A 10,939-nucleotide genomic window follows, 5' to 3' on the forward strand; every position below is an offset into this window, starting at 1 on the left:
CAGTGCGGCGCTAACCAAAGCGATGCTGCACGATGCGGGCGTGGTCCTGGTGCCGGGTATGGACTTCGGCACGCACGCGCCGAAGGACTACATCCGGCTGTCGTATGCAACCGCCCTGCCGAAGCTGGAGGAAGCGGTCGAGCGGCTGGCGAAGCTCTTTGGGCGGCATTGACCGAATTAAGGCATGAGCGCGGCGCAGGCTTGAGGCTCTCAGGAGCGCGCGCCGAAGTAGGTTGCAACATTACGCCGACGAGCACCTCAAGGCCGTGCGCGGCGCCAGCGACCCAGCCCGCGCCCCAAAAGAAAAAGGACACCGACCTGGTGTCCTTTTTCATACCCGTTGCCTTCGTGCCTGACGAACAGCGTTATACCAGGCTCAAGCGCCCAACTCCGAAGCCGATGCCACATGCTTGGTCGCGTTGGAACTGGCGTCGTCCTGTTCGGACGCCGGCGCCTTCACCGGCGATGCCGTACTCAGCGGATGACTGCTTTCGAGCGTCACCTGCACCCGTTTGCCGCTAGTCGCCGACGCCGCAGCAGCCGTGGCCGTGGCCGTATTCGACGCGGTCAGAACCGGCGCTTGCGGTGCGTTGATCGGCACCTTGCGACCACGCGCCACATCGCGCAAACGGCCACGTTCGGCCATCACCTTGGCGCCGTAGCCGCCGTCGTCCTGCGAGGTCGAGCCGACGTACAGACGCAGACCGCCCGGCAGTGAACCGCCGCGTGCGATGCAATCCTTCAGCACCAGCGCGCCCACCTTGATGTTCGCAACCGGTTCAAGCGCAGCGCTCTCGCCGCCAAAATACTGGAATTTGTCCGAGTGAACCTTGGACATCACCTGCATCAGACCTTGTGCGCCCACACCGCTCTCGGCGTACGGGTTGAAGCCCGATTCGATCGCCATCACCGACAGCAGCAGAAGCGGGTCGAGACCGACCTCGCGGCCGGTGTCGAACGCGGCCTTCACGAGCTCGCTGACGGGCTCCTGAGCGACGCGATAGCGGCGCGCCAGGTACGACGCGACCAGATCCTGCTCGCGGGTCGAGACCAGCACGCGATCGTCGCGTGCGTCGGCGGTGACGCGTTGCGCCGGAATCAGCCGGGCCAGCGCGGCGACGCTCTGCATGGTGCGCGGGTCGAGCCCGTTCAGCGCCGCCACGCCCATACCGGACGGGCCGGTGCCGTCGAACGCACCGTCATAGCTGGTGTTGCTGGTAGTGACCCCGCTGTTGCTGCTGACACCGTTGTTCGCGCCGTTAGCGACGTCGTTGCTGGTCGAATTCGCGGACAGCGTGTCGTCAGTGGACGCGCGGGGCGGTCCGAAGGCCGGCAAGGGATTTCCCTGCAGCAGGCGGGCAGGACCGGCTTGCACAGCGGCGGAGATGACCGGCATCAGCTTGGCGGCAAGAGGGCCGCGCCAGGCCGGCATCAGCCACAGCGTAAGTGCCAGCACGACAGCGATTCCGCCGACAATGCTGAACAGGTGATGACTCATTCGCGTCCCGCGACGCAACGCACCACGCACAACTTGCGCGATACGCTCATCGGGACGCCACGATAACCAGGCGTTCATTCAGATCTCCCATGTTGCATGATCCGCGAACTCCGCCAGGTGAACAGGCGGCAACACACGTTCGCAGAGTCAAGACATCGCGCGCTCTGTCTGGTTAGGGCAGCTGCGACGTCGGGAAAACGGCAAATACCGTTTGTGGGGCGCCATCTTGAAAAGAGGCCCGCGGCATGCCAAAAAAGCATGCAGGCGGTAGCTCCCACGCGAAAAACCAGCGTCAGTTGGCGCTGGCGAGAACTTCTATAAGACCGTCATATACCGTGCAGGGGATCGGCAAACGGTGACGCGTTGCGTCTGATGGGACCGGGGGCAGTGGTAAAAAGGTTCACGCCCTGCAACCAATGTGGACGGATTCTATGCAGGGTTTTATAGATCGTCAACACTATAGATGAGCAAATGTATAACTAAATGTAATAATGAACACTGTTCAGTCCGTTCGAAACCGCGCGGCGCGCGCTTCTTGAGCTGTCTCAATTCCTCCTTGAGCGGTAAGCCATTTGGCCGATCTACGTGGGCGAGCCAACACAGGTAAAATCGACAATCATTTTGGCGCTGCAAAGCTCTGTTGCGCCCGCCCTTTTCGCCGCTTGCGCGGCTATTTACCGCACCAGATGAAATACAAAGACCTGCGCGATTTCGTCGGCCGTCTCGAAACGATCGGTGAGTTGCGCCGTATCTCGCAAAACGTCTCGCCGATCCTGGAAATGACCGAAGTGTGCGACCGCGTGCTGCGCGCCGGTGGTCCGGCGTTATTGTTCGAGAGCCAGCAGCAGCGCGCGTTTCCGGTCCTCGGCAATCTGTTCGGCACGCCGCGCCGCGTCGCGCTCGGCATGGGTATCGACGCGCAAGCGGGCGCAGGCGACGGCGCCGCGTTGGAGTCGTTGCGAGACGTCGGCCGCCTGCTCTCCGCCTTGAAGGAACCCGAGCCGCCCAAGGGGCTCAAGGACGCCGGAAAACTGTTCACGCTTGCGAAGGCGGTTTGGGACATGGCGCCTCGCACAGTGAGCGCACCGCCCTGCCAGGAAATCGTCTGGGAAGGCCAGGATGTCGACCTCGGCAAGCTGCCGATTCAGACCTGCTGGCCGGGCGACGCAGGCCCGTTGATCACATGGGGACTGACCGTCACAAAAGGCCCGAATAAGAGCCGACAAAATTTAGGCATATATCGCCAGCAACTGATCGGGCGTAACAAACTGATCATGCGATGGCTCGCTCATCGCGGCGGCGCACTCGATTTCCGCGAGTTCGCGCTGCAGAATCCGGGCAAGCCGTATCCGGTGGCCGTGGTGTTGGGCGCCGATCCGGCAACCATCCTCGGCGCGGTCACGCCGGTGCCCGACACCCTCTCCGAATATCAATTCGCCGGGCTGCTGCGCGGCGGCCGCACCGAGCTGGCAAAGTGCATTACGCCGGGCGTCGACGGCTTGCAGGTGCCGGCGCGCGCGGAGATCGTGCTGGAAGGCTTCATCTATCCGCAGGAAGGCACGCCGCCGCCCGCTCCCGCGGGTGCGCCGCCGCGTCCGGTCAAGGGCGCTTCGGCCGCTTACGAACACGCGCTGGAAGGGCCCTATGGCGACCATACCGGCTACTACAACGAGCAGGAGTGGTTTCCGGTCTTCACGGTCGAGCGCATCACGATGCGGCGCGACGCGATCTATCACTCCACCTACACCGGCAAACCGCCGGACGAACCCGCCGTGCTTGGCGTCGCGCTCAACGAAGTGTTCGTGCCGCTGTTGCAGAAGCAGTTCTCCGAGATCACCGATTTCTATCTGCCGCCCGAAGGATGCAGTTACCGGATGGCGATCGTGCAAATGAAGAAGAGCTACCCTGGCCACGCGAAGCGCGTGATGTTCGGCGTGTGGAGCTTCCTGCGGCAATTCATGTATACGAAGTTCATCGTCGTGGTCGACGAGGACGTGAATATCCGCGACTGGAAAGAAGTGATCTGGGCCATTACCACGCGTATCGACCCGGCGCGCGACACCGTGCTGGTCGATCGCACGCCGATCGACTATCTGGATTTCGCCTCGCCGGTAGCCGGCCTCGGCTCGAAGATGGGACTGGACGCGACCAACAAATGGCCCGGCGAAACCGATCGCGAATGGGGCCGCCCGATCGAGATGGATGCGGCGGTCAAACAGCGCATCGACACCTTATGGAATGAATTGGGGCTGTAAAAAAAGCCTCGAATCACGCCATTGATTTCATGATTCTGTTGGCATCGAAGCGATCCAGCCACCCGCCGGATCGCTCGCGCTCGAACAAGTCTGAATAACAAAACTGATGGAGCAGTGGCGCGGATGCATGCCTTTTCAATGATGTCGGATGGATTTTTTCTGTCGTTGTCGCTATGCCTCGATATCGGTCTCGTCAACGTCGCAATGATTTCGCTGACGCTGTCGCACGGCTTCAAACCGGGCTTCTGGTTGGGCCTCGGTTCCTGTTTCGGCGATCTGGTTTACGCGGCGCTCGCGCTTGCGGGAATGGCTGCGCTGCTGCAGTTCGAATCGGTGCGCTGGGTGGTGTGGATCGGTGGCGCGGCGATCCTGCTGTTTCTCACATGGAAGATGGCGCGTGAAGCGCTGTTTCCGGCGTCCGCGCCTGACGTTGCCGGCGAAGCGGATGCCAGCGCGCCGCATCTTTCCCCGTGGCGCGGATTCTTGCGCGGCGTGTTGCTGGCGATGTCGTCGCCTTCGGCGATTCTCTGGTTCGCCGCGGTCGGCGGCGCGTTGATCGCGAAAGCCGGCGCCACCAGCGTGACGACCGCGCCGGTGTTCCTCGGCGGCTTCTTCCTGGGCGGCCTGTGCTGGACGATCTTTATCTGCGGACTCGGCAGCCACGGTCGCAAGCGCGCCGGCACCGGTTTGCTGCGCGCCTGCCATGTGTTGTCGGCGCTGCTGTTCGCATACTTCTCGTACAGCGTGATCGTGAACGGATATCGCGATCTGATCGTGCAGACCGCACAGGTGGCAAGCTAATAAAAAACGGCTCGCTTCTGGCAAGCCGTCTTCCGTCTATTCCACCGTGTGCAGCGCGCGGTGGAAAGCTGAATGCCTGCTATCAGGCGAGATATTGTGCAAGCTTCGCCAGGTCCACGTTGCCGCCGCTCACCACCACACCCACGCGTTTGCCCTTCACCGGCGCGATGCCGTTGAGCACGGCAGCCGCGGCCAGGCAACCCGTCGGCTCGACCACGATCTTCATGCGCTGAGCGAAGAAACGCAGAGTCTCGATTAACTGTTCGTCGCTGACGGTTTCGATCCGCGCGACCAGTTTCTGAATGATCGCGAACGTGTAGTCGCCGAGATGCGTGGAGGCAGCGCCGTCGGCAATCGTGCGCGGTGCGTCGATATGCACGATCTCGCCGCGTGCGAGCGATTGCTGGCCGTCGTTGCCGGCCTCGGGCTCGACACCGATCACCGTGCACGCCGGGCTCAATGCCGCCGCCGACAATGCGCTGCCGCCAATCAGCCCGCCGCCGCCGAGGCAAACGAACAGCATGTCGAGCGGGCCGGTTTCTTCGATCAATTCCTTCACGGCCGTGCCCTGCCCGGCGATCACGTGCGGATGGTCGTACGGCGGAATCAGCGTCATGCCGCGCTCTTCGGCGAGCCGCCGGCCAATCTCTTCGCGATTCTCGGTGTAGCGGTCGTAGCTGATCACTTCGCCGCCATAGCCCTTGGTCGCGGCGACTTTCGCGGCGGGCGCGTCGTGCGGCATGATGATCGTCGCCTGAATCCCGGCCAGGCGCGCCGACAGCGCAATCGCTTGCGCATGATTACCCGACGAGTACGTCAGCACGCCTGCTTTGCGCTGCTCCGCGTCGAAATGCGAAATCGCGTTGTAGGCGCCGCGAAACTTGAAGGCGCCCATGCGCTGAAAGTTTTCGCACTTGAAAAACACCGACGCGCCCGTGCGCTCATTGAACGTGCTGGACGTTAGAACCGGGGTGCGGTGGGCGACGCCTTCAAGACGCGCAGCGGCGTCGAGTACGTCGTCGAAAGTGGGAGCGGGAAGCGCTTGCATCGACAAAACTCTCCAGGAGCGGTGGCGGAAGCAGCCATTCTCCCAGCTTCGCCGATGCTTTGGTATGCCGCAGTCAAAACACAAACGGCGCAACCCGGCGATTACGCCGGCATTGCGCCGTTTCTCCCACGCGCTGTTCCGATCAGCGGCGATAGTAGCCGTGGCCGTAATAACCGCGGTCGCGGTAATAGCCGTGGTGATAATAAGGACGGCCATAGCCACCGTAGTACCCACCCACCACGACCGCCGGCGGCGGCGCGTAATAGACGACCGGCGGGGGCGGTGCGTAATAGACCGGCGGCGGCGCGGCATAAACCGGATAGGCCGGCGCGACCGGAATACCAATACCAATACCCACGGAAACGTGCGCTTCAGCAGCAGTAGCGAACCCCACGCCGAGGGCGGCGGCAACGACAAACGGAACGATCTTTTTCACTTTGTTCTCCTGGCGCGGCCGGTCAAGGTCGCCAACTTCGCATGCCTTGCATGCTACGAAACCAATGTATCGAAAAAGACTGCGCATGAATGTTCGCATTTGTTGCAAATTGCAATCGACCGCAAGAGGTCGGAATTTGCCTCCGCGCCGCGCCTTCCATGCAAACGGTGTAATGGGCTGACAACCAAGGGTTTGACAGTGCTCGAGCGGACGCGAATGCACTGCCTTGCGGCGCCGGCGGCTTCAGGCGCCCACTTGCCGGTAATCTTTGATTACAAATTAGCTTCAATCCTGACGGCTCAAATGAAAAATGCCCGGCCAATCGCGTCGGGCATCTATTACTCGTGAGCAAACGGTATTTTCAGCCTACCTTCACATAGGCGAATTCTCTGGAGACGTTGGGCGGGACATACGCGCCGCTGATGCGCACGCGTGGCGTCAAGCGCTTCTTCTGATCCCACCAGCGACGGCGCTGCGAATGTGTCAAGAACCGCAAGTGTTTTCGGTAAGAAAAAATATTCATCGTTACCTCCGGAATCTGACTGCGAGACGAAAAACCCAGAACAGCAACCCCCAACCGGCTCATGAAGAAATTGTGAGCAGTTTTCGGACCCGCGGGGCACGCGCGACCCGATGACTGACGCGACGCGTCATATGGCACGCGCACTGATCAGAGGAATGCCAGCGCCGGACGCGCCACAGCGGGACGGATGCGCGATACTTCTGCTTTCCCGTTCAAATGACCCGTCTGGAGCACGCAACCATGTCCCAGCCTTCTCTGCCGCGCCTCGGCTTTATCGGTGCGGGGCGGCTCGCGCGCTGTCTCGCGCTGAGCTTTTCTCGCGCCGGTTATCCCGTCACGGCGGTGGCGAGCCGCACGGCAGCCTCGGCCAGCCGGCTCGTCAGTCAAATCGAGCACTGCGCGGCATTCGACGATCCCCAACAGGTCGTCGACGCCGCCGATATCGTCTTTTTAGCCGTTCCCGACGACAGCATCGGTACGACAGCACACACACTACGCTTCAAGGCCGATGCCGCGAGCGGCCCACACGGCAAAGCGCTCGTGCATTGCAGCGGCGCCTCGTCAATCGAACTGCTGGCGCCGGCGCGCACCCAAGGCGCAGCGATCGGCGGTTTTCACCCACTGTACCTCTTCAGCGGCGATCTCGCCGACCTCGAGCGCATCGCCGGCTGCTCGGTGACCATCGAGGCCGACGGCACGCTCAAGAACGCCTTGACGGCGCTGGCCGTCGCCCTGCGCTGCCATCCGCTGTCGATCCCAGCGGGCGGCCGCATGCTGTACCACGCCGCCGCGCATTACGCCGCGAGTTTCGCGCTGTGCAGCCTCGCTGAGTGCGTTGCCCTGTGGCGCACGCTGGGTTTCGCCGAAGACGACGCGCTGCGGGCGCTGCTGCCGATGCTGTCCGGCACCATCGAAACCGCCCGCGACAAGGGCCTGCCCAATGCGCTCGCCGGCCCCGTGTCGCGCGGCGATACGGGCGTGGTGGAGAAGCAGTTAGCGTTGCTGGAAAGCCTTGGCGGCGATCATGCCGCGTTGTACGGCTTGCTGACGCGGCGCGCGGTTGAACTGGCCGAACGCCGCGCCAAACCGCCCGCGGCCATCGAGGCGATTGCCGAGGCGGTGGAAGAATCACTGGGCCGCTCACTGAATCAGGCGGCGGCAGGTGCAAGCGTCAAGTAAGGCGTGATAATGTGACGTCCGGCGCCGCGCGCAATCCGCCAGAGCCGCGCTTCGGGACCAACAGACGAGAACGCACAATGATCAAGGTCAGCATCCTCTATCCATATCGGGAAAACGGCCACTTCGACGTGGAGTATTACTGCGCCACGCACATGCCGCTCGCAGCGAAACTGTTCGGGCCGTCGCTGAAAGGCTGGTCGGTCGACGTCGGCATCAACGCCGGGCCGCCGGGAACGCCGCCGCCGTACGTCGCCGCGGGTCACTTCCTGTTCGATAGCACGGACGACTTCTACAAAGTCTTCAAGCCGGCCTCGGAGCAGTTGCTCGCCGATATCCCGAACTACACGGACGGTGGCAACGGCGCGATTCTGATCAGCGAAGTCAAGGTTTCTGTGTGATATCCGTGGCCGGGTGTGGGTGCGGTTTGGCGGCATGCGGTTCGCCGGCCAGCCTGACTCGAACATCTGGAAATTGATTCACCGCGTCCCCATTTATGACGCGTCACGCGCCCTCCTGCGGGAACGGCGCGGGCAATCCAAATGAACCTGCCGGCGCCCCGATCGGTCAGCGCCGGCACCTTGCGGCTGATCGACGGCCGTCATTCGAAGGATAAGGACACGAGATGTTTGGCGATATCGCCCGTTTTCTGCTCAATACCGTCTTTACGCTGTTCGGCGCCGCGTTGCTGCTGCGCGCATGGCTGCAAGTCGTGCGCCTGCCGCCGTACAACCCCGTTTCGAACGCGGTGCTGCAAGCCACCAACTGGATCGTGCTGCCCTTGCGGCACATCCTGCACAGCACGCGCAATATCGACTGGGCCAGCCTCGTCGCAGCGCTGCTGGCGGCAATCGTTTACGTGGTGCTGATGGTGGTGCTCACCGGCGCCGATCCACTCACGCTCGCACCGACCTTGCTGATCGTGGCTGTGCTGACGCTCATCAAGTGGGCGCTGAATCTGATCATCTGGATGACGATCCTGATGGCGCTGCTGTCATGGCTCAATCCGCGCTCGGCGGCCATGCCGATCCTATACCAGCTGACCGCGCCGTTTTTGAATCCGCTGCGCCGTATCGTGCCGCAACTCGGCGGCATTGACCTCTCGCCGATTCTGCTGTTCGTGATCGTGCAGGTGCTGCTGATGGTGGTCACGCGGGCGGCCGTTCAGTTGACGTACTTCGTGATCTGAATGGCGCTTTGTGCGCCGCATGGGGCATGCGGGCGGCAGCGCGATTTGCGCTACCCGCCCCTTCCCGAGTAGAATCATGCGCTCTGCGGGCGTCGTATAATGGTAATACCCTAGCTTCCCAAGCTAGAGCCGTGGGTTCGATTCCCATCGCCCGCTCCAGATTCTTTTCAGCCTGCCTGGCGATTGTCCAGGCGGCTTCGCGAAAAGATCTGATTCCGCAGTAATTCCCGCCAGCTTTACGTTCCCAGCCTGTCTTTTCCAAGAAGTCGCGCAAACGCGCGCATAAACACGTCAGGCGCGGTCGCTGAATTCAACACCAGCGCTTTGCTTCCCAAGCCAGACGCGCAGACGCTGCCGTGTGATACCGCCCGAGAAGATAGCGAATGCCACCCTGGCATTCTTCGACCGCATTCCCGAACGAGTTCTCGCCATTCGGATTCAATTCATATTGAAACCGCAGCAATTGAAACATTCCGCGAGCGGGCGCTGAGTGGCGCCGCTCTTTCGCCCGGCCGCCGTCTGGACGGACCCTTTTCCGGTGTGCTACCTTACGCGCACTTGCAACGTCCGCTCCATCTTCCTGCTGAGCCTTCAGCAGAATTCAGCACGAGCCGCCTCCTTGAAGGCGGCTTTTTTGTAGTGGCAGCGGCCAGCCTGGCGTTTTCGAGTAACCGCCCCTGCGAGCCGCGACTCATGCCGCGCGAGCGCAAAAGGCGCCTCGCAATACGCCATGCCAGCCGCCACGCACCGACCCTTGTAGCAGCATCGACCATGATCCACGATCCCAACGACGCCGGCTTGCCGGACGACCTCCCGCCGACTTCCACCGAGCCCGAAGGCCAACCGGCCGACACCAGCACAAACACCGCCGGCGACAACGACACCCCCCAAGAAGAAGGCTTGCATCGACGCCGCATCCGCAGCTTCGTCACGCGTGCGGGCCGCGTATCGACGGGCCAGCGCCGCGCGATGGACGAACTCGGCCCGCGTTTCGTCGTGCCCTTCGCGCCGCAGCAACCCGACTGGACCAGCGTGTTTGGCCGTGCAGCGCCGCGCGTGCTGGAAATTGGCTTCGGGATGGGCGCGTCTACCGCGGAGATCGCCTCGCACCGTCCCGACGACGATTTCCTCGGCGTGGAAGTGCACGAGCCAGGCGTGGGTGCGCTGCTGAAGCTGATGGGCGAACAAGGGGTGTCGAACATCCGCATCATTCAACACGATGCGGTCGAGGTACTTGAACAGATGATCGCACCAGACAGCCTCGACGGCGTGCATATCTTCTTTCCGGACCCGTGGCACAAGGCACGCCATCACAAGCGCCGGCTCATTCAGCCGAAGTTCGTCGCGTTGCTGGTCTCACGTCTGAAGCCGGGCGCTTATTTGCATTGCGCAACCGACTGGCAAAACTACGCCGAGCAGATGCTCGAGGTGCTGGGCGCCGACCCCGCGCTGGAAAATACGGCCGATGGCTACGCGCCGCGTCCCGACTATCGTCCGGTGACGAAGTTCGAGCGCCGCGGGTTGCGACTCGGACATGGCGTATGGGATCTGGTGTTTAGAAAACGCGGCGCAGCGTAAAGCCGCTTCGGATTCTCGACTCACCAGCAGCAAGCAAAGCAAACAAAAAGGTCCGCAAACGCGGACCTTTTTGCATGGCTAAAGGCCAGGCGGAAACTCACTCCGCCCAGCTCAATGCACCGCTATAGCCCACCAGCAGAATCAACAATCCGAAGCCGATCCGGTACCACGCGAACACTGTGAAATCGTGCGCGGCGATGTAGCGCAACAGCCAGCGCACGCACGCGAACGCGCTGATGAAGGCCGCCACGAAGCCGAGCGCGAAGCTGCCGAGCGCGTCGGCGGACAGCAGATGCCAGTCTTTATAGAGTTCGTAAGCCGTCGCGCCGAAGATGATCGGAATCGCGAGGAAGAAAGAAAACTCCGTGGCGACACGCCGCTCGAGGCCAAACAGCATCCCGCCGATGATCGTCGACCCCGAGCGCGACATGCCGG

Annotated in this window: 11 protein-coding genes, 1 tRNA gene and 1 pseudogene; 8 read left to right on the forward strand and 5 right to left on the reverse strand. The window is 62.4% G+C overall.

The window, feature by feature from the left end:
• Nucleotides 1-172 (forward strand): annotated as a pseudogene (locus QOC89_RS12575) (aminotransferase); the annotation flags it as partial.
• Nucleotides 173-376: 204 nt separating this feature from the next.
• Here QOC89_RS12575 and QOC89_RS12580 read toward each other — a convergent pair.
• Nucleotides 377-1,576: a lytic transglycosylase domain-containing protein gene (locus tag QOC89_RS12580; protein WP_323045309.1), complete on the reverse strand. Its 1,200-nt coding sequence runs from the start codon at nucleotides 1,574-1,576 to the stop codon at nucleotides 377-379.
• Nucleotides 1,577-2,184: 608 nt separating this feature from the next.
• Here QOC89_RS12580 and QOC89_RS12585 point away from each other — a divergent pair.
• Both QOC89_RS12585 and QOC89_RS12590 read left to right on the forward strand, forming a co-directional pair.
• The gene (locus tag QOC89_RS12585; protein ID WP_323045310.1) at nucleotides 2,185-3,753 is read left to right on the forward strand and encodes a UbiD family decarboxylase; all 1,569 of its coding nucleotides are present in this window, start codon (nucleotides 2,185-2,187) and stop codon (nucleotides 3,751-3,753) included.
• A 123-nt stretch (nucleotides 3,754-3,876) separates the two neighbouring features.
• Nucleotides 3,877-4,554 carry a LysE family translocator gene (locus QOC89_RS12590; protein ID WP_323045311.1) on the forward strand — a complete coding sequence of 226 codons (678 nt, stop codon included), beginning with the start codon at nucleotides 3,877-3,879 and terminating at the stop codon, nucleotides 4,552-4,554.
• A gap of 82 nt (nucleotides 4,555-4,636) precedes the next feature.
• On the opposite strand, the gene QOC89_RS12595 is transcribed toward QOC89_RS12590, so the two are convergent.
• From QOC89_RS12595 to QOC89_RS12605, 3 genes are all read right to left on the reverse strand, one after another.
• Complete coding sequence (locus tag QOC89_RS12595) at nucleotides 4,637-5,602, reverse strand: threo-3-hydroxy-L-aspartate ammonia-lyase (RefSeq protein ID WP_323045312.1); 966 nt, start codon at nucleotides 5,600-5,602, stop codon at nucleotides 4,637-4,639.
• A 142-nt stretch (nucleotides 5,603-5,744) separates the two neighbouring features.
• A complete protein-coding gene (locus QOC89_RS12600) occupies nucleotides 5,745-6,038 on the reverse strand; it encodes a hypothetical protein (protein WP_323045313.1) in 294 nt (97 codons plus the stop codon).
• 361 nt (nucleotides 6,039-6,399) lie between these two features.
• Nucleotides 6,400-6,561, reverse strand: a complete 162-nt coding sequence (locus QOC89_RS12605; RefSeq protein ID WP_167470520.1) for a hypothetical protein — start codon at nucleotides 6,559-6,561, stop codon at nucleotides 6,400-6,402.
• A 240-nt stretch (nucleotides 6,562-6,801) separates the two neighbouring features.
• Between QOC89_RS12605 and QOC89_RS12610 the strand changes: the two genes are divergently transcribed.
• The 5 genes from QOC89_RS12610 to trmB all read left to right on the forward strand — a co-directional run bounded on the left by QOC89_RS12610 (nucleotide 6,802) and on the right by trmB (nucleotide 10,504).
• Nucleotides 6,802-7,740: a Rossmann-like and DUF2520 domain-containing protein gene (locus QOC89_RS12610; RefSeq protein WP_323045314.1), complete on the forward strand. Its 939-nt coding sequence runs from the start codon at nucleotides 6,802-6,804 to the stop codon at nucleotides 7,738-7,740.
• A gap of 77 nt (nucleotides 7,741-7,817) precedes the next feature.
• On the forward strand, nucleotides 7,818-8,138 hold the full coding sequence (locus QOC89_RS12615) for an EthD family reductase (RefSeq protein WP_323045315.1): 321 nt from the start codon (nucleotides 7,818-7,820) through the stop codon (nucleotides 8,136-8,138).
• A 224-nt stretch (nucleotides 8,139-8,362) separates the two neighbouring features.
• Nucleotides 8,363-8,926: a YggT family protein gene (locus QOC89_RS12620; RefSeq protein ID WP_323045316.1), complete on the forward strand. Its 564-nt coding sequence runs from the start codon at nucleotides 8,363-8,365 to the stop codon at nucleotides 8,924-8,926.
• 85 nt (nucleotides 8,927-9,011) lie between these two features.
• Nucleotides 9,012-9,085 (forward strand) — tRNA-Gly (locus tag QOC89_RS12625).
• Nucleotides 9,086-9,697: 612 nt separating this feature from the next.
• The gene (trmB, locus tag QOC89_RS12630) at nucleotides 9,698-10,504 is read left to right on the forward strand and encodes a tRNA (guanosine(46)-N7)-methyltransferase TrmB (protein ID WP_323045317.1); all 807 of its coding nucleotides are present in this window, start codon (nucleotides 9,698-9,700) and stop codon (nucleotides 10,502-10,504) included.
• 97 nt (nucleotides 10,505-10,601) lie between these two features.
• Here trmB and QOC89_RS12635 read toward each other — a convergent pair.
• Nucleotides 10,602-10,939 (reverse strand): undecaprenyl-diphosphate phosphatase (locus QOC89_RS12635; RefSeq protein ID WP_323045318.1); only part of this gene is annotated, 338 nt, incomplete at its 5' end.

The sequence above is a fragment of the Paraburkholderia sp. genome (genome assembly GCF_034668105.1).
Classification (GTDB): domain Bacteria; phylum Pseudomonadota; class Gammaproteobacteria; order Burkholderiales; family Burkholderiaceae; genus Paraburkholderia.